The following is a 20,285-nucleotide window of genomic DNA, read 5'->3' on the forward strand; positions in this document are numbered from 1 at the left end:
GGCTATCGGCCGTGGCCTCCCACGAAGCCTGCACCTCTCCCCCTGCGGGGCGCGAGGTCGCGGGCCGCGTTCGGCGGCTTTCGACAGAAAGGCGTTCGATGACGATCCCCCCAGAACCGGTGTCGGCGGTAGCCGGCGCGACGCACACGCCAGCCCCATCCTTCGATGCGGAACAGCAGTCGCGAGCACGGTCGCGGGTCGCCTACGACCATCGACCGGTCGCCGAGTTGCTGGCCGCAGCGGTCGGTGAGCACGGTGATGCTCCCGCGGTGCAGGACGGCCAGGTGGTGATCACCTACCGGGAACTCGATGAACGCGCCGATCGGCTCGCCGGGCATCTCGCTGCTGCCGGTGCGCGGGTCGGGGACATGATCGGGGTGTGCGTCGGGCGGTCAATCGCACAGGTCGTCGCGGTGGTCGCGGTGGTGAAAGCAGGGTGTGTCGTGGTCCCCCTGGACCCGGCGTACCCGCCGGATCGGATCGCGTTCATGCTGGCCGATTCCGGTGCCGGGATCGTGGTCACCAACCCCGGCCACAGCGACGCCGGCGAGCTGGAACCAGTACTGCGGCAGGTCCGGTCGCTGCCGGTCACTTCCGACGGCGCCGTGATCGGGCCTGGCCCGGCGGCCGTCGCGGCGAGCGCGAACGTGAGCGTGGCGGCGCCGGTGTACATGATCTACACCTCCGGCTCCACGGGCCAGCCGAAGGGAACCACGGTCAGCCACACCGCGATCGCGAACCTCCTCGCCTGGCACCGCCGCACCTGGCTGTCGCAACCCGGTACCCGGGTGCTGCTGTACTCGCCGATCAGTTTCGACGTGGCCTTCCACGAGATCTTCGCCGGTCTGGCCACCGGCGCGACGCTGGTCGTCCTCGACGAGTACACCCGCACCAACCCGATCGCGCTGCTCGAGTTCGCCCGGACCCACCGGATTCAGAAGTGGTACATGCCGTTTGTCGCCTTGCAGCAGGTCGCCCAGGCCGCGACGACCGCCGCGCAGGTACCGGCCGATCTGGTGGAGGTGATCGTCGGCGGGGAGATCCTGCGGATCACTCCGCCGATCCGGGAGTTCGCGCGGCGCACCGGGACGGTGATCCACAACCACTACGGCTCCACCGAGTGCATCGACGTCACCACCCACACCCTGTCCGGTGACCCCGCGACCTGGCCCGCGGTCGCGCCGGTCGGGCGCGCCAGCGTCGACAACATGGCCCTGTACCTGCTCGACGACACCCTCACCCCGGTCGAACCCGGCGGGGTCGGCGAAATCTACTGCGAGGGTGACTGTCTCGCCCTGGGTTACCACGGCCGTGCGGGGTTGACCGCGCAGCGCTTCGTGGCCAACCCGTTCGGTCCGGCGGGGTCACGGCTGTACCGGATGGGCGATCTGGGCCGCGACACCGGCGGCGGGGTCATCGAGTGCATCGGCCGCGCCGACAACCAGCTCAAGATCCGCGGCTTCCGCGTCGAACCCGGGGAGATCGAAGCCGCCCTGGCCGAGCACCCCGCCGTCGCCGAATGCGCTGTCATCGCCGACCGCGCGTCCCACGGCAACGCCCGCCTGCTCGCCTACGTCGTGCCCACCCCCGGCGCCGAAACCGCCGATCTGGGCGCCGCGCTGCGTCGGTATGCCGCCGCGAGCGTGCCCGAGCACCTGGTCCCCGCAGTGGTGCATGTCGTGGCCGCGTTGCCGCTGACGCCCAGCGGCAAACTCGACCGCAACGCGCTGCCCGCATTGACCCGCGCCGCCGAGGACTCCCCTGCCCGGCCGCTGACCGAGACCGCGGCCACGGTCAGCCGGATCTGGTGTGACCTGCTCGAGGTGGACGACGCCGACCCCGACACCGCGTTCACCGACCTCGGTGCCGACTCGCTGATGCTCGTGCATGCCCACCAGCGCCTCGAGGCCGCGTTCGGGCGGACCCTGCCGGCCACCCTGCTGTTTCGCGAACCCACCATCAACGCGGTCGCCCGACAGCTGACCCGGCCCGACGACGACCAGCCGACCGCGCCGACATCCACGCCCGGCGGCGACGCAGTCGCCATCGTCGGGATGGCCGCCCGGGTACCCGGCGCCGACAGCCTCGACCAGTTCTGGTCGAACCTGTGTGCCGGTGTCGAATCGATCGCCCCGCTGACCAGCGCCGAGGTGGCGGCCCTGCCCGCCGAGCAGACCAGCGACCCGAACTTCGTCGCCGTCGCCGCCCAGCTCGAGGGCATCGAGGATTTCGACGCGGAGTACTTCGGCATCAGCCCCGCCGAGGCCGCCGTGACCGATCCCCAGCACCGGCTGTTCCTGGAAACCGCCGTCGAGGCGATCGCCGACGCCGGGCTGAGCACCGACCGGGTCGCGGTGTTCGCCGGGTCGGCGATGAGCACCTACCTGGTCAACAACGTCCTCCCAGCGCTCGGTACGGACGTGTTTCTGAGTCACCGCAACTTCGACCGGGCCGCTGACCTGCGCATCGAGGCGGGCAACGCCGGAGATCACCTGCCTATGCGGACCTCGCATCTGCTCGGGCTGCGCGGCCCCAGCATCAACGTCCAGGCCACCTGCGCGACCTCGCTGGTCGCGGTGCACCTGGCCAGGCAAGCCCTGCTGGCCGGAGAATGCGACGCCGCCCTGGCCGGCGGGGTCACCGTCATCACCCCCCAAGCCACCGGCTACCGGTGGCGCGACGGGCTGATGGTCTCGCGCGAGGGCCACTGCCGCCCGTTCGACGCCGATGCTGACGGCACCGTGTTCGGCAACGGGCTCGGCGTGGTCGTGCTCAAGACCTTGTCCAAGGCGCTGGCCGACGGGGACCGGATCTATGCGGTCGTGTCCGGATCCGCGGTCACCAACGACGGTGCCGACAAACCCAGCTACACCGGCCCCAGCCTGGCCGCCCAAGCCGAGGCCATCACCGCCGCGCACCGCGCCGCCGGAATCACCGCCGCCGACATCAGCTACGTCGAAACACATGGCACCGCAACACGATTGGGTGACCCGATCGAAATCGCGGCCTTGGCCCGCGCGTTCGGGGCCAGCACCGACCGGGCCGGTCGGTGGTGCGCGATCGGGTCGGTGAAATCCAACATCGGACACCTAGACGAAGCCGCCGGGGTGATCGGGCTGATCAAGACCGCACTCAGCCTGCACCACCGCCAGATCCCACCCAGCCTGGGATACCGCGCCCCCAACCCTGCCGCGGACCTTCCCTCGACACCGTTCTACGTCAACACCACCCTGCGCGACTGGCCTGCCGAGCCGGACCGGCCCCGCCGCGCCGGGGTGAGTTCCTTCGGCATGGGCGGCACCAACGCTCACATGGTCCTCGAACAGGCCCCCGACATCGCCCACCCCGGGAAGCCGGTGCCTGACCGATCGGTGCAGGTCCTGCCGATCTCGGCACACAACCCGGCCGCGCTGCGCGAACTGGTCTCGGGCTACAGCCGACTGCTGCACGACGCACCGGATCGCTTCGCCGAGGTCTGCTACACCGCCGCCGCGCGCCGCCACCACCGCTGTCGCGCCGCGATCGCCGCCACCGACGCCGCAGCGGCCCGCGACCAGCTGGACCAGATGCTCACCACCGCAGACCTCGGTGAGGACGCAGGAACACCGGTGGGGCCGCTGGTGTGGCTGTGCACCGGGTACGGCTCGCAATACCCGCAGATGGGCCGCGCCCTCTACGAGGCCGAACCGGTGTTCCGGGAGGCCTTCGGCGAGTGCGCGAGCATCGTCGCCGCCCAGAATGGTGCGTCGCTGACCGACCTGCTCTACGGGCACACCCCGGTCGCACGATTGTCGGACCCGACCACGGCGCATCCGGCGATCTTCGCGCTCGGTTACGCCACGGCCGCGCTGTGGCGGTCCTGGGGTGTGCACCCGGACCTGCTGATTGGGCACAGCCTCGGGGAATACCTCGCCGCCACCTTGGCCGGTGTGTTGTCGACCTCGGATGCGCTGGCGCTGGTGACCGCCCGCGCCGAGCTGGTCGAAACCCTCACCCCGCCAGGGAAAATGGTGCAGCTGGCCACCGACACGGCCACCGCAGAAGCCCTCGTCGCCCGGTGGGCCGACACCGTCGCGGTCGCTGCCATCAACGGCCCCGAAGCCGTCGTGGTCTCCGGCGCAACGCCGGACATCGACCGGCTCGTCACCGAGTGCGGCCGCCGCGGCATCGCGACCCGGACCCTGCCGGTCTCGCGCGCCCTGCACTCCCCGCTGATGGCCCCCGCCGCGGCCGAACTACGGCGCGTCGCCGAATCGCTGACCTACCACCGCGCTCACGTCGACCTGATCGCCGCCAGCACCGGCGCGCCGGCCCGCGACTCGGATTTCGGGCCCGACTATTGGGTGGCGCACCTGAGCACACCGGTCCGGTTCGCCGACGCGCTCACCACCGCGGACCGGGCCGGGGCCGCCACTTTCCTCGAAATCGGCGCCACTCCCGTCCTCACCGCGCTGGGCCGCCGCGTCCTGCCCGGTTCCGGCAGCGCCTGGCTGTCGAGCATGAGCCCACGCGACCCGCTGGCCGCCTACGGTGCGCTCGCCCACCTCTACACCGCCGGCGCTGAGGTGGCCTGGCCCGCCGTGGCCCCGCGCACCAGTCGCCGAATCCCGGTGCCTGCCTACCCCTTCCAACGACGCAGGCACTGGATCGACCGCCCCGCCGCCACCATTCCCGCCAGCGCGAACACTGCCGCTGCCCCCTCGTCATCGGAGACCGACATCGTGAGCTGCCCCCAATTTCTCGATCTGACCTGGGAACCCGCACCCGGAACCGACAAGGCCGACACCGCGGGAACCGTCGTCGTCATCGGCCCGCCCGGTGACCTGGCCTCCCGGGTCGTCGACAGTCTGCGCGCGCAGGGACGCGGATGCGCGCAGCTGCGCACCAACCCCGACCGTCTGCCCACCGCCCGGGAGCTGGCCAGCGAACTCGGCCGCCTGTCCACCCCCGGAACCCGCCTGCACCTCATCCTCGCCGACACCACGCGCACCAGCGGCGACGACCCCACCGACGCCCTGGCCCGGGTCATCGACACCGCACGCGCCATCGTGACCGTCACCGGCACCACGACGGTGACCGGGCTGTGGCTGCTGTGCGCCGAGGGCGATGTACGCGCCACCGCCCTGGCCGCCCTGGCACGCACCATCACCGCCGAACACCCCGAACTCACCTGTGCCGCGGTCACGGTGCCATCGGCACCGACCCCGGCGGAGATGAACGCGCTGATCTCGTGCCTGCACCGGCACAGCGCCGGTGAAGCCTGGACGATCCGGGCGGGCCGTCTGCTGCGCGCTCGCCTGACCACCCGCCGAGGCGACGACGGCGAGCTCGTCGACGCGCTCCCGGTCCGCGCCGAGGGCACCTACCTGATCACCGGCGGCACCGGCGCGCTCGGACTGCACGTGGCGTTGCTGATCGCCCGCCGCCATCCCGCCCGGATCGTGCTGGTTTCGCGCAGCGGCCATCCCGCCGACGCCACGGTGTGGAAACAGCTGCTGTCCACCGGCACCGAGATCGAGGTGGTGCGCGGCGACGTCGCCGACGCGCACCTGCTCGCCGGTCTCATCGACCGCCTCGGAACCGGGTTGCGTGGGATCGTGCACTGCGCGGGAGTCCTCGACGATGCGATCCTGGCCCGCCAGACCCGCCAGCGCATCGCCGCGGTGCTCGCGGGCAAGGTCGGCGGAGCGTGGCTGCTGCACGAACTGACCCGGGAACTGCCGCTGGAGTTCTTCGTGCTGTTCTCCTCGCTCGCCGCGACCATCGGCTACCCCGGCCAAGCCACCTACGCCGCCGCCAACGGTGCCCTGTGCGACCTGGCGCGCCACCGCCACGACCACGGTCTGCCCGCTCTCGCGGTGAGCTGGGGCAGCTGGGCCGGGCGAGGGATGACCGGCCGGCTCGACACCCGACTGCGCGAGCGCATCCGCGACGAGGGCGAAGCGCTGCTCGACCCCGCCGCCGCGGCCGCCGCGCTGACCGCGATGCCGGGCACTGGCCCCCACGTCGCGATCGCGGCCGTGGACTGGGACCGCTTCGCCGCCACCCGCACCTACCCGACCCCCGTCCTGGCCGCACTCACCCACCTCGCCAGCCCAGCCACCCCGGCCTCCACGCCGCCTGCGCCCGTCGCCGCGGCTACGCCCGAAACCGATGTGGCACAGGCGATTACGCGAACCGTCGCCGAACTTCTGGGCGTCAGCCCGGCCGAGGTCGACCCCCACCGCGGGTTCACAGCGCTCGGGATCGACTCGTTGAGCGCGCTGGACCTGCGCACGACATTGCAGCACCACTACCGCGTCACGCTCCCGGCGACGGTGGCCTTTGACCACCCGAACGTCGCCGCCCTCACCGAGCACCTGACCGGCCTGCTGGCCACAACCCGGCCGGCCCCGGTCCCGGCACCCACCACCACGCCGACCGCACCCGGCACCGGCACGGGCCCGGAATCCGGAGAAGACGCCGAGATCGGCGACCGGGTGGCGGTGATCGGGATGGCGCTGCGGTTCCCCGGCGCCGACACCGTCGCCGGATTCTGGGAGCAGTTGTGCGCCGGTACCGACGTGCTGGCCCCGATTCCGGGCGACCGCTGGGACATCGACGCCTACTACGACCCGTCCCCGGCCGCGCCCGGCAAGATGACCGTGCGCCACGCGGCCACCCTCGCCGACATCGACAGCTTCGACGCCGCGTTCTTCGGGATCTCCCCGGCCGAAGTCGCCCGGATGGACCCTCGGCACCGGATGCTGGCCGAGACGACGTGGCATGCGATCGAGGACGCCGGGATCGACCCGACCACGTTGCGCGGCAGCGACACCGGTGTCTTCGTGGGTGCCGACGAATTCCTCAACGATCACCTGCGCCGCTTGGACCCCGCCGATCTGGGCACCGACCCGCACGTGGCCACCGGCGCCACGCTGAGCATGGCCGCGGGCCGCCTGTCGCACCTGCTGGGCTGCCACGGCCCGAGCATGGTGCTGGCCACCGCGTGCTCCTCGAGCCTGGTCGCCGTCCACACCGCGATCAGCGCGATCCGGCGCGGCGAATGCGACACCGCGATCGTCGCCGCCGCCAAACTGCTGATCGACCCCGTCGAAACCGTCCAAATGTGCAAGACCGGCGCGCTGGCGCGCGACGGGCGGTCCAAGGTGTTCTCCGCGGCCGCCGACGGGTTCGGCCGCGGCGAAGGCGTCGCCGCGGTGATCCTCAAACGCCTCGACGCCGCACTCACCGACGGCGACCCGATCCACGCTGTGCTGCGCGGCTCGGCGATCAACCACGACGGCCCCAGCTCCGGGCTGACCGTGCCCAACCCCCACGCCCAGACCGCGGTCATCGACAAGGCGATGCGCGACGCCGGGGTGAGCCCCGACCAGGTGAGCTACCTCGAAACCCACGGCACAGGAACACAACTCGGTGACCCGATCGAACTCGGCGCGCTGTCCACCGTGTTCGCGGGGCGCACCACGCCGCTGCTCATCGGGTCGGTCAAAGCCAACATTGGCCACCTCGAGGAAGCCGCCGGGCTGGCCGGGCTGATCAAGACCGTCCTCGCCTTGCGCACCCGGACCATCCCCGCGCAGCCGCACTGCGAACCGCTCAACACCAACCTCGACTGGGACACCCTGCCGGTGCAGGTGCCCCGCGCCCTCACCTCGTGGCCGCCCGCCGCCCCGCTCATCGCGGGCGTCTCCGCGTTCGGCATGTCCGGCACCAACGCCCACGTCATCATCGAAGCCGCACCCGCACGCCGAACATCACGTAGTACAGGGGAATTCGTGTTCCCGGTCTCGGCGCGTGACGACGCCGACCTGCGCGCGGCCGTGGCCGGGCTGGCGGGCGCGCTGTCGGTCGACCTCGACCCCGCCGAGCTGGCCTACACGCTGCAAACCGGACGCCACCACTACCCGTGCAGGCTCGCCGCCATCGCCTGCTCCTCCACCGAACTGGCCACCCTGCTCGCAGGGGTGCTCGACGGCACCTACACCGGTGCCGACGTCATCACCAGCAGCAGCGCTGCGGGCCCACTGTCGGCGGCCGCCGGGCCCGCGCACCGCGCCGCGAACGCCTGGTGCGCCGGCCAGCAGGTCGACTGGGCCGCCTTCTACGACACCACCCCGGCACGGATTCCCCTGCCGGGCTACCCGTTCCGCCGCACCACCGTCGCCGCGCCCACCACCGCACCCCGCCCAGCCCCTGTGCTCGTGCCCGCCGACGATCAGCCGCCACGCCCGGTCTGCGACGCTGGCAATGCGGATGTGGCCCGCCAGATCCATGCCCGGGTCGCGGACCTGCTCGGCTACGCCCCCGACGACCTGGACCCGGACAGTGAGCTGGCCGGCCTGGGCGCGGACTCGATGACCTACACCCGCATCGGGCACTACCTGCTCGACACGCACGCCGTCACGGTCAGCTTCGACGAACTGTTCGATCGGGCCGTCACCGTCAACGCACTGATCGAGATGGTCACCGCCGCGGCAGGTCCGCGCGAACCGCACACCCCGACCACACCCGCGCCACCCACACCCATGACCCCGCCCGCCGCGACCGGCGTGCAGGGACCGGCGTCGCTGGGCAGCGCCACCGAGGCGGCCACCGAGGACCTGTCGAGCGCGCAGCAGCGGTTCGTGGCCGGGTTCGTCGCCGACTACGCCGCCCGCACCGCGACCTCCAAACACGCGGCCGCGCAGTCGATGCCGGTGCTGGCCAACTGCCGCGCGGGCAGTTTCGTGCCCGCCCTCAAGGAGATGACCTACCCGATCGTGGCCGCCCGCTCCGACGGTGCCCGGTTCGTCGACCTCGACGGCAACGAATACCTCGACATCTCCATGGGATACGGGGTGCACCTGTTCGGCTACAACCCGCCAGCGCTCACCGCCGCGCTGCGCGATCAACTCGACCACGGCATCCACATCGGCCCGCAAACCGAAGCCGCCGCACGGGTCGCCGCGCAGCTGTGCCGGCTCACCGGCACCGAACGGGCCGTGTTCTGCAACTCCGGCACCGAGGCGGTCAACGCCGCGCTGCGCTTCGCCCGCGCCGCGACCGGGCGCACCCGCTTCGTCATGTTCGCAGGCTCCTACCACGGCTGGTCCGACACCACCTTGGCCCTGCCCGCCGGAACCTCGAGGTCGCTGCCCATCTCACGCGGGATCGGCGACGGCGCGATGGGCGATGTGATCGTGCTCGACTACGGCAGCGAGGAATCGTTGCAGGTGATCGCCGAACTGGGGCCGAGTCTGGCCGCGGTGCTGGTCGAACCGGTACAAAGCCGCCGCCCCGACCTCGCCCCCACCGAATACCTGCACCAGCTGCGCGAACTCACCCGCGCAACCGGTACCGCGCTGATCTTCGACGAGATCATCACCGGGTTCCGGGTCGGGCCGCGCGGCGCCCAGGGCTGGTCGGGCGTGGACGCCGACCTGGTCACCTACGGCAAGATCCTCGGCGGCGGCCTGCCGATCGGCGCCGTGGCCGGATCGGCCCGCTTCCTCGACACCGTCGACGGCGGCGCGTTCACCTACGGCGACACCGTCTCCGCCCCGACGACCCCGACGACGTTCTTCGGCGGCACCTTCAACAAGAACCCGATGACGATGGCCGCCGCCGCGGCCGTGCTCGACATACTCGAACACGAGAGTCCCCACATCCAGCACCACCTCGAACGCAAGGTCGCCTGGCTGGCCGAGGAATTCAACCGGTTCTGCCGCGCCGAGGGTTTCGCGATGAAGATCGTGGCGTTCTCCTCGCTGTTCCGGTTCATCCCCGACCACGACTACCGGCTGCACCGCAGTCCCCTGGCGCACGAGTTGTTCTTCGCCATGATGGCCCACCACGGCATCTACATCCTGGAAACCCGCGTGTGCTTCCTGTCCACCGCCCACACCGACGACGACCTCACCCACATCCTCGACGTGGCCACACAGTGCCTGACCACCCTGCGCGAGCACGGATTCTTCCCCGCCGGACCCCAGAACACCACCGCACCGGCACCCGCCGCCCCGCCGGCGGTCTCGCTGCCCGGCCGAGCGGCGCAGGGCAGCAGCGGCAGCGTGCTGGTAACCGGGGCCACCGGGTTCCTCGGCACCCAGCTGGTCCGCCGACTTCTCGACACCACCGGTAGCGAGATCACCTGCCTGGTGCGCGCCGATGACGACGAGCACGCCCAACGACGAATGCACGACGCGCTCACCCACGCCGGGGTGAACACCGACGCGCACCGGCGGGTCACGGCCGTGGCCGCCGACCTCACCCGCCCCTCGCTCGGGCTCGACCCGCACCGCTGGAGCCAGCTCGGCGAAGCCGACGACATCTTCCACTGCGCGGCCTTCGTGCACTCGCTGCACCCCTACGACCGGCTCGCGCCCACCAACGTCACCGGTACCGGCGAACTGATCGCCCTCGCCTGCGCCCGCCAGCCCTCCCGCCTGCACCACATCTCCACCGACGCGGTCTTCGACGCCTACGGCTACCACCGCTACCGCAGCATCGCCGAAGACCTGCCCCTGGCTCACCGCGACAGCCTCTACGGCGGCGGCTACGCCGAAACCAAATGGGACGCAGAAGCGTTGGTCACCGACGCGCGCGGGCGCGGGCTGGGCGCGGCGATCTACCGGCCTGGCGCGCTGCTGGGCGCCACCGACGGCGACGCCGGACAAGTCGACGACTTCACGCTCCGGTTCCTGCGCGGCATCATCACCCTGGGCCTGTGCCCCGACATCGAGGCCACCATCGACCTGGTGCCGGTGGACTACGCGGCCGCGCTGATCGTCGCCGCATCACGCACTGAATCGGCCGCGCGCACCTTCCATCTCACCCACCCCGACCCGATCACCTACACCGAGTTGATCGAGCTCGTGCGCGCCCACGGCCACCCGGTGCGCACCGTCGCCCTGCCCGAGTTCGAGGCCATCCTGACCGGGCTGCGCCACGAACACAACAACGCGCTCTACCCCCTGGTGCCGCTGCTCACCGGCAGCGATCCCTACCTGCGCCCCGCGCGTCTGGCCGTGGACAACAGCGCCGCGATCGCGGCCGCCCACCACATTCACTGCCCGCCCCTGCGCGAGCTGATCCCGCTGTATCTGTCACGGCTGGCCCACCAAGACCTGCTGCCCGCACCGAACCCACGCACCCACGAATTGACGGTGACCCGATGACCCTGCCACCCAACCAGTTCCCCGACATGCCCGAGGCCAGCTTCGATTGGGTTCGCAACACCCTGGGCTGGACCACCTCGAGCGATCAGCCCATCACCAGCGAGCCCCTGTCGCGCACCGACGGCGAGATGGGCGCGGTCTATCGGCTGCGATGCGGAGACAACTCGCTGATCTACAAGACCACCCCGACCGGTGACGGGCACTGGCAGAACCTGACCCGCGACGGCGACCTGCTCGGCCGCGAGATCGCCAGTTACCAGGCCCTGGCCGCGTGTGGCTCGATCGCACGCGCCATCGCCCCGCGCTGCTACCGCAGCATCCGTCACGGCGACGGCACGGGCGCCATCGCCCTGGAAGACCTCGGCGACGGTGTCAGCGCCGCTGAGATGGCCGATGGACTGAACTACCGCCAGGCCCACGCCGCGGTCACCACTCTGGCGACGCTGCATTCGCTGACCGTGGTCACCGGCACCCCCGCCTGCCCGCACCCGTGGCTGCTCACCTCGGGCTCGACGGAACTGATCACCGCGATCACCGTCGGCCTGGATGACCTGCCCGAAGCACTGTCCGGACTCGGCCTGGCCCGCCCCGGGAGCGCCCCCGCGGCCCGGCGCGGTGACCGTGACCGCGTACGGCAAGCGTCACTCGACGCGCACCGCAGCACGGTGACCGCGCTGTGCCACGGCGACGTCTGGCCGGCCAACATCATTTTCACCGCGACCACCGGTCTCGAGCAGCCCACCACCGCGCGTCTGGTTGACTGGCAATTCGCCATGTGGGGAAACCCGCTGACCGACCTCGCGCTGCTGCTCACCACCGCACTGGCACCGCGAGCGCGCCGCGCCTGGCACGAACAGCTCCTGCGCCACTACCACCACATCCTCACCCTGCGCGCCGAGATGTCCTACTCGTGGTCGGCGTGCCTGGCCGACTACGAACGGGCACGCCCGTTCGCCGCCCTGGTCGCCCTGGCCTCGGCCGCGGCCTACATCAGCGAGATGACCCCCGCCGACCGTGCCCGCTTCGCCGACCGGATCGCGATCGCCCTCGACGACATCACCCCGACCGCGAAACAGCCCTCACCGCAGCATCGTTCGCGGATACACATCGTGGGCGACGCGCCACGCCGCGTCGAAGTCGCGGTCATCGGTGCCGGGATGTTCGGTGCCGCCGCCGGCAAATATCTCAGCGAGGCAGGGGCCGACACCCTTGTCATCGGCCCCCGCGAACCCGTCGACCACCGCTCCGGTGACCAGCACAGCTTCGCCGCGCACTACGACCAGGCACGCATCTGCCGCCGCCTGGGCTGGGATCCGGTCTGGGGCGAACTCGACGCCCGCTCCCTGGACCGGTTCCGCGAGATCGAGTCCGCCTCCGGGATCGACTTCTTCACCGACAGCGGTTCCCTGGTCCTGCTCGCAGGATCCATCCGGCACCGCACCGACGCGATCACCGCCCAGTGCCGCGACCAAGCCATCGCCGTGCAACGCCTCGACGAAACAGCCCTGGCCGCCCGATTCCCGATGCTGGGCCTGCCCCCGCTCGACGACGGAGTGGAAGGACTCTACGAACCCAGCCGCGCCGGGCACCTGAACCCGCGCCGCCTCGTCTCAGCACAACTGGCCCTGGCGCAGAACCACGGTGCGCGCGTCCTGCGCGCCGCGGTGCACGCGGTCGAGCACACCGGCCGCCGGTGGCGGCTATGCCTGGACGACGACCACGGCCACCGCGAGGTGATCGCAGAGAAGGTGCTCGTGGCCGCCGGCGCGTTCACCAACCACAACAACCTGCTGCCCGGCACTGAACAGTTGGCGATGCAGGCCTACGCCGAACCCAACCTGCTGATACAACTCAACGACACTCAGCACGCACAGTTGGCCGGGCTGCCGCCGGTGGTCACCGTCGACCCGGCCGACACCGGCGACGCCAACACCTCGATCTACCTGGTGCCACCGCTGCTCTACCCCGACGGACGCGCCTGGCTGCGGATCGGTCCCGGCATGCAGCCGTGCGTGCAGCCCCTCAACGGAGCCGCCGAGATGATCAGCTGGTACGCCGAACAGACCATCACCCCCGCACAGGCGGCGATGCTGAACTTCATGGCCACCATGATGGTGCCGACCCTGGCACCCGCCGCGATCCGGCATGCGGCCTGCATCATCGAAAAGACCCCCAGCCGATACCCCAACATCGGCCACCTCGACCACGACTCGTTCACCGTCGCGGTCGGCGGCAACGGCCACGGCGCCCGCGGCTCCGACGAGATCGGACGGCTCGCCGCGAACATGGTGCTCGGCAAACCCTGGGACAGCCCGATCGCCCAGGACACCTTTACCCCGATCACCGGCCCGACCGCCGCGCCGTGCCTGAAACCGCCCTTCGGGCTGTGCTGAACCCACCCCTACAACGAACGGGCCCGCCCAGCGACGTCGCTGAGCGGGCCCGTTCGTTGTGGTCTCGCCGAGGCTATTTCGCCACCGCGATCGCCGAATCCGGCACGGGGATCGGGTAGTCGCCGGTCAAGCACGCTGTGCACAGCCCGCCCCTGCTGCCCGGGGTGATCGCCTCGACCATCGCATCGATACCGAGGTAGACCAGGCTGTCGGCACCAAGGTAGTCGCGGATCTCCTCGACGCTCATGTGCGAGGCGACCAGCTTGGACCGGTCGGTGGTGTCCATCCCGAACCAGCACGGCCACTTGTACGGCGGGGACAGCACCCGAAGATGGATCTCGGCCGCGCCCGCGGCGCGCATCATCCGCATCGTCTCGCGCAGCGTGGTCGCGCGGATGATCGAATCCTCCACGACCACCAGGCGCTGCCCGTCGATGTTCTCTCGGATCGGGTTGAGCTTGATCCGCACCGCGTTGCTGCGCAGCTCCTGATTCGGCGCGATGAACGTCCGGCCGATGTATCGGTTCTTGACGAACCCGTCGACAAACGGGATCCCCGAGGCCTCGGCATACCCTTGCGCGCCCGGCACACTCGACTCCGGGATCGGCACCACCGCATCCGCGGACACCGGCGCTTGGCGGGCCAACGCCTGACCCATCCGCCGCCGCACCCGATGCACGTTCTGCCCCAGCAGGTTGCCGTCGGGCCGGGCGAAATAGACGAACTCGAACGAGCACAACGCCGGCGCCGCTGTCGGCTGACTCACCGTGCGGACGTGGACACCGTCGCCGTCGATCACCACGACCTCGCCCGGGGCGATCTCGCGGACAACCTCGGCACCGACGACATCCAGGGCCGGGGTTTCCGATGCCAGCACCCACCCATCGTCGAGGCGGCCCAGGAACAGCGGCCGGAATCCCTGCGGGTCGCGGGCGCCGATCAGGAAGTCCGAACCGAGCAGGACCAGCGAGAACGCGCCGCGCAGTTGGGGCAGAGTCGCGATGAACGCCTCGATGACCTCTTCGCTGTCACCGTGTAGTTCACGCTCGGCCAATTCCCGGGCCACCAGCTCGGCGACCAGGGCACTGTCACTGCCGATGCCGTCGTAGGGTAGGCCCAGCTGTGCGGACAGTTCCGCGGTGTTGACCAGGTTGCCGTTGTGGGCCAAGGCGAACTGGTGCCGACGCGCATCGCGATAGACGGGCTGGCAGTTGTTCCAGTCGCCGGAACCAGTCGTCGAGTAGCGGGTGTGCCCGATGGCGAGATCACCCTGGAGGGTTTGCAGGCGTCGATCGTCGAAAATCGTCGACACCAGGCCAGTGTCTTTGTCCACCCACATCTTGTGGCCGTCGCTGACAGCGATACCGGCGGCTTCCTGACCGCGGTGCTGCAAAGCAAACAAGCCGAGGTAGGTCATGTGGGAGACGGGCTGTCCGGGCGCGTAGAGGCCGAAAACACCACAGGCCTCCTTGGGGGAGTCGTCCACACGAGCAGACTACTCGTGCCCTCGCCCCAAGGTTAGTCCCGATTCCAATTCATATCGGCCGCCGAACCTCGCACGCCATCGACTGGGAACACATGCAGCACAACAGAACTCGCATCAACGTCTGCTAGCCGCCGAACCATCTCGCCAGCACCGTTGCGGCACCGTCCTGCTCGACTGAGGGACACACCGCGTCCGCCGCTGCCCGAACTGCCGCTGGCGCTTGCCCCATCGCCACCCCCAGCCCCGACCACAGCAACAACTCGATGTCATTGACACCATCGCCAACCGCGACAACCTCATCACACGGCACACCCAATTCCGCCCGGACAGCCTCGGCGGCGCTGGCCTTGCTCACCGAATCGGCAGTGAAATCGGCGAAGGTATCGCCCGGGTCGATCCAAGCACGCACGCCCGCAATGCGGAGGTTGCCGACCACCGAAGCCAGCTCCTCAGCCCCGCCGGCCCGCCAATGCACAGCCAGCCGCGTCGAACGTGCACTGGCCAGCTCGTCGAAACGAACCAGCCGAACCACACCGAAATGCATATCGGAGTCCGCGGTCGGTGCCGTAGCCAGCACACCCTTACCCGGGACTTCAGCGACGAATACCGCGCCTGGCAGCCGGTCACGCAGAATTCGTGCCGGTTCGGCGAGGTCGAAGGCCGTGCACTGCACAACCCGGCCAGTAGCGACATCGAGGACTACTGCCCCATTCGAACAGATCGCCCGACCGGACCTGATGCCGAGTTCGTCAAGAAACGGAATGGTCGCCGGGGCTGTGCGACCAGTGCCCAACACCACCGATACCCCAGCGTCAACAGCAGCCGCGATCCCCGCTCGCACCGCCGCACTAATCGACCTATGAGCCTGCGGCCACCGGTATGCGTCGGACGGGCAAATCGTGCCGTCGATGTCCAGCACAACCAACCTCGGTCGCCGCTGACCCCCGCGGACAGTAACGACAGATATCTCTGTCGAGACCACGGCTGCCCGAGTCGGCTCCATCGACATCCCCAACATGTAGCAGACGCTGAACCAACTCCGAGCAGTGATCATCGGCGCGCCCAGCAACTCCGATCATGTCCGCCGCCATGGTGTGCCGGACTCGGCCCGGCGCCGTCGCCTGGCTGAACCCGGCCCGGTTCAGGCCCGCGCCACCTCGATGGTCACCCCGGCCTTGCGCAGCCGTTCGGTGAGCACATCGCCCATCGACGAGGCCGGAGTCAGAATGCCCGCGACCTCCGGCAACTCATCGAAGGCCAGGCACAGGCCCGCCTCACCGAGCATCACCGCCGTGGCCTGGTAGCCCGGATCGCCCTGACCCTCGAAGGAACACACATACTTCGCGCCGGAGGTGGTCTTGGCGAACGTCTTCATCGCGAACCAGCCTGTGCGCCGGGTCTGTTCGCTCGGCCCGGTTCCCGGCTTGGGCAGCGCCCGATCCAGCAGCCACCGCCCCGGCGAGACGCGCGACAGCAGCGCCCCGAGCACCATCACGGCCACGATGCCGCCCGATACCGCTGCCGCGATCAGGGGCGCCAGCGGTGAGCTGCCGGCGCTCATCACCTCGCGGTAGCGGAAGTTCTTGCCGTACACCCAGCCCAGCAGTCCGTTGCTGCGCCGCACGACCTTCGTGTTGTGCTGCGCCATGACGAACGTCGACACCCAGCCGTCGAGGCTCGCATCGATCGCCGAGGCACGCTCGAACGCCTGATCGGTCTGGCGGCCGACATCGGGATCCATCGACTTGTCCGGGCTCAGCGAATACGGATGCGACAACACTCGGCCCTTGGCCGGATCGGCGGCGATAGCCTCCATCATGGCGCGCGCGGTGTCGACGGTGCCGCCGCTGACCCCGCCCTTGAGCGACGCGACCAGGGTGGTGTCAGTGAGTTCGCCGGTGTTGTCCGCGACCGAGCGCCGGTACAGCTGGTACACGCTCAGATCCGACGGGATCGAGTCGTAGCCACAGGAATTCACGATCTTCGCGCCGCTGGTCACCGCTTGATCGTGGAACCGGTCGATGCAGTCGCGGATGAACAACGGCTCTCCGGTGAGATCGGCGTAGTGGGTGCCGGTCCGCGCGCACGCCTGCACCAGCGGCAGCCCGAACCGCATGTACGGGCCCACAGTCGTGACCACCACACGGGCCCGGGCAGCCAGCGCGTCCAAGGACCCCTGATCAGAGGCATCGGCCCGTACCAACGCCCACTCCCCCGCCTCGGCGGGCAAACCCGTCCGGACCTTTTCCAGTTTGTCCAGCGACCGTCCCGCCAGCGCAATACGTGTCCCCGCCGGTGCCGCGCCCGCCAGATACTCCGCGGTCAGCGCCCCCACAAACCCCGTCGCGCCGAACAGCACGAGGTCGAATTCGCGATCCTCCATCAGCCCACCGTATCGGCGGCCGCTACTCCCGCAAGGCGGCGAGCGCACGACGGTCGCACGCTCGCCGCCGCCTCGGGCTACCGCCCGGTGCCCGCCCTGGCAGCGCGGCCGCGAGCGCGGACCTCGGTGACCTGCTGTCCCTTGCGCGGCAGACGGCGTATCGAGAACTGTTTGGTCGCGGCAATCAGTTTGAGGGGCGACGTATAGCCCCAGCGCTCCGGCCTGAAATCCAGAGCCCCGCCGTCGAGTGCGGCCGACACCGCCGACATCAACGACCAACCGTTGGCCTGAGCTGTCGCGGCGACCGACTCGTGCAGCGCTCGCATCAACTGTTCGTCGGCAGCCAGCTCGCCGGCACTGCGCCGGCCTGACGTTATCGCGAGGATCCGCCGGTCGACATCGTCGCGCGACCTGCCCGAATCCGGGTTCAGAACCTCATCGAGCAACAGCGCCACAACCCGACATGCTTTGCGCTGCTCAGGTTCTCGAACATGTCCGAGGACTCGCCCGAACAGAACACGAACCTGCTCCCACAGCTCCTTGTTCGCCAGCGCGACGCTGCGTGTGCGGAACAGCAGCAGCTGACGCGCCTTGTCGGTCTCGTCCGGCGGATACACCACATCCAGATGGGCCACCGGCCAGTACTCCTCCGGCGCCGCATCCGGGGGTGCCAGGATGCTCACCTGATCGCGGCGAGACGGCTCGCCCACGATGGGAAGCACGGACCCGAGCCGATCCACCGCCACATCCAGATACCACCGCCGATCACCCTCAAGGAAATACTCTCCCGGCCAATAGATTTCGAACTCAGCCGCGAGCAATGCTTCGTCGATCAGCCCGTTCGCGGCGACGCTGAGGTCCAGTGCATGGAACGCGGCCCGCAGGGCGGCCGCCGAATCCGCGGGTTCGGCTGCTTTCACCTGCTCCACGGTGGTGTGCAAGACATCCAGCGCGGTCAACCCGACCGCGACCGACGCCTCACCGTCTCGGCCCTGCTCCGCTGCGCGGTCACCAGAATCGCTGCGTCGCAGCGCTTCCGTGTAGCGCAAGTCCTGCTCGGCGGCCAGGCGCCGGGCACGGCGCTTGCTTCGGGAACTGCCGTTCTTCGGCATCATCATCCGTTTCCGGCAAGGGAGCCCACGCCGCCCTGCCGTGACGATTCATGCCGACGGGAAAGGGAAGATCAGCGCGGGCCCCTGGAAGGACCTGGATTCATGACGTCGCACCAGCGTGGGCGGAGCAACTGAACGGAGCGTGCGCGGCCTGCTCGCCCAACAGCATACGGATTCCGTCCGGCCCTGGAGGCACTTCCCACGCACCGGACGCCGCGCACAGGCTCCTACGGCGTGGTGCTGCTGCGGCGGCGCCGAAACCAGCTTCCACGGTGCTGCGGCGCTGCCGGTGCGTCAGGTGTGGCTCGCGCGGCGGAACCGCCCTTCCCGGCCGGCGGTGCTTCACCGAGCACCGCTTCGCGGATCGCGGGCCAGTCCGATTCCTTCCACCACCGGAACAGGTCCATGCTGCCGACGACCTTCACGGTGAGCGACCGCACGAACTCCTGCCGGCCGTAGACCCGGGGATCTCGCTCCTCGGGCGCGATCTTGCGTTGATGATTGACGACCAACGTCCCACCGCTGACGGGCTCCTCGGGGCGCTCCGCGCGCCAGGTCCCGAGGTGCTTGACCAGATCTCCGACGAGCGCTTCCTTGGCTCGACCGCCCTCCGACTTGACCTCCACGAGACGGGCCGACCCCTCAGCGCTGGCCAGCAGATCCGCCGACCACGTGCCTTTCTCACCGGCGTCCAAATCAATCGTCGAGATTCCCGCGTCGGACAGCACCCGGTCGACCGCACGCACAAGCTCACCACCCGAGCCATACAGCAAACCGTCCCGGACCCCCTCGGCCGCGCGCCGCGCATCCTGCTGCTCAGCTTCCAGACGTCCCCGCTCCTCGAGGTGCCGGATCTCCATCGCAGCGATCGCCTCGCGGGCCAGCTGTTCCCGCGGTGTCTCCCACGCGGGATCGACGACGCCGGCGGTCCGGAAACGCCGCGGAGCGTCGGGGATGTAGTACGGGATGGCCTGCTGCACAAGCCAATCGATCACCGACGACCACTTGATGGCATCGGGCACGATGTACCAGCGCTGGTTCCGGTGCGCGGGCACCCATGCCGCGACCACGGCCTTGCCCACCGGGTCGACCAAGATCGGCTCCAGCGCCCCGGGCAGCGGAAACACCTTCTGCACCCCGTACCCCGTCCCTGATTCCAGGGCCGTGCTCGCCAGCGCGAGCGTCCACCACTGCGCGCCGTCCGGGCGGCCGAGCAGCCGGTTCCCGAGATCGCGGTCAGCAGCACTGAGACCATCAGCCAGCCGCGGCCGCGCGCCCGCCGGAAGCCTCCTCGCGTTGATCGAACCCTGAAAGCCCGGCAGCAACAGGGAATCATCCGCTGCCGTGGCCACCGACCGGACAGGATCGTCATCACCGGCCCTGCCCAGCATGCTGATGACCAACGCCATCTCCCCGCGCTCCTTCGCCCCCTCGAGGAGCCGGGAGAATTCATTACGCCCGCTGCCGCTGAAACGCCCCGGCTCCAGCGCCGCGACGCAATCGACGGTCTCCACCCCCAGCCACCGAGGCTCCACCCCGAGCTGCTGCCAATCGACCTCAGCAGCCGCCAGCGGCGTCCTCCGGGTCTCAACCGTCTTCTGAGGCCGCCGCGAGCTACCCGCCTCTCGGTCCTCGGATGGAGAGGACGGATTGGGAAGTCCGACATGCACAGGGATGGGAATCGGGCCGGTCACCACCGCATCCTACGACCGCGATCGACGGCTCTACCTCCTGTTTTTGCTCTCACCGGCG

The 20,285-nt window shown here is 70.0% G+C and carries 7 protein-coding genes; 2 read left to right on the plus strand and 5 right to left on the minus strand.

Features of this window, described 5'->3' with window-relative positions; all coding sequences use genetic code 11:
• Positions 1–98: 98 nt before the first annotated feature.
• Positions 99–11,159: a type I polyketide synthase gene (locus NA4_RS13875; RefSeq protein WP_084497068.1), complete on the plus strand. Its 11,061-nt coding sequence runs from the start codon at positions 99–101 to the stop codon at positions 11,157–11,159.
• Positions 11,156–13,552 carry an FAD-dependent oxidoreductase gene (locus NA4_RS13880; protein ID WP_067469730.1) on the plus strand — a complete coding sequence of 799 codons (2,397 nt, stop codon included), beginning with the start codon at positions 11,156–11,158 and terminating at the stop codon, positions 13,550–13,552. The genes NA4_RS13875 and NA4_RS13880 overlap by 4 nt, the downstream gene beginning before the upstream one ends.
• A gap of 73 nt (positions 13,553–13,625) precedes the next feature.
• Here NA4_RS13880 and purF read toward each other — a convergent pair whose 3' ends face one another.
• The 5 genes from purF to NA4_RS13905 all read right to left on the minus strand — a co-directional run bounded on the left by purF (position 13,626) and on the right by NA4_RS13905 (position 20,047).
• A complete protein-coding gene (purF, locus tag NA4_RS13885) occupies positions 13,626–15,038 on the minus strand; it encodes an amidophosphoribosyltransferase (RefSeq protein WP_084497069.1) in 1,413 nt (470 codons plus the stop codon).
• 124 nt (positions 15,039–15,162) lie between these two features.
• Positions 15,163–16,092 (minus strand): HAD family hydrolase, encoded by a 930-nt coding sequence (locus NA4_RS13890; RefSeq protein ID WP_084497070.1) that lies wholly within the window; start codon positions 16,090–16,092, stop codon positions 15,163–15,165.
• A gap of 87 nt (positions 16,093–16,179) precedes the next feature.
• Positions 16,180–17,421 (minus strand): saccharopine dehydrogenase family protein, encoded by a 1,242-nt coding sequence (locus tag NA4_RS13895; protein WP_067469734.1) that lies wholly within the window; start codon positions 17,419–17,421, stop codon positions 16,180–16,182.
• A gap of 77 nt (positions 17,422–17,498) precedes the next feature.
• Positions 17,499–18,539 carry an LOTUS domain-containing protein gene (locus tag NA4_RS13900; protein ID WP_067469737.1) on the minus strand — a complete coding sequence of 347 codons (1,041 nt, stop codon included), beginning with the start codon at positions 18,537–18,539 and terminating at the stop codon, positions 17,499–17,501.
• 221 nt (positions 18,540–18,760) lie between these two features.
• Positions 18,761–20,047 (minus strand): hypothetical protein, encoded by a 1,287-nt coding sequence (locus tag NA4_RS13905; RefSeq protein ID WP_157128994.1) that lies wholly within the window; start codon positions 20,045–20,047, stop codon positions 18,761–18,763.
• Between the last annotated feature and the right edge of the window lie 238 nt (positions 20,048–20,285).

The organism is Nocardia amamiensis NBRC 102102 (genome assembly GCF_001612745.1).
Lineage (GTDB): Bacteria > Actinomycetota > Actinomycetes > Mycobacteriales > Mycobacteriaceae > Nocardia > Nocardia amamiensis.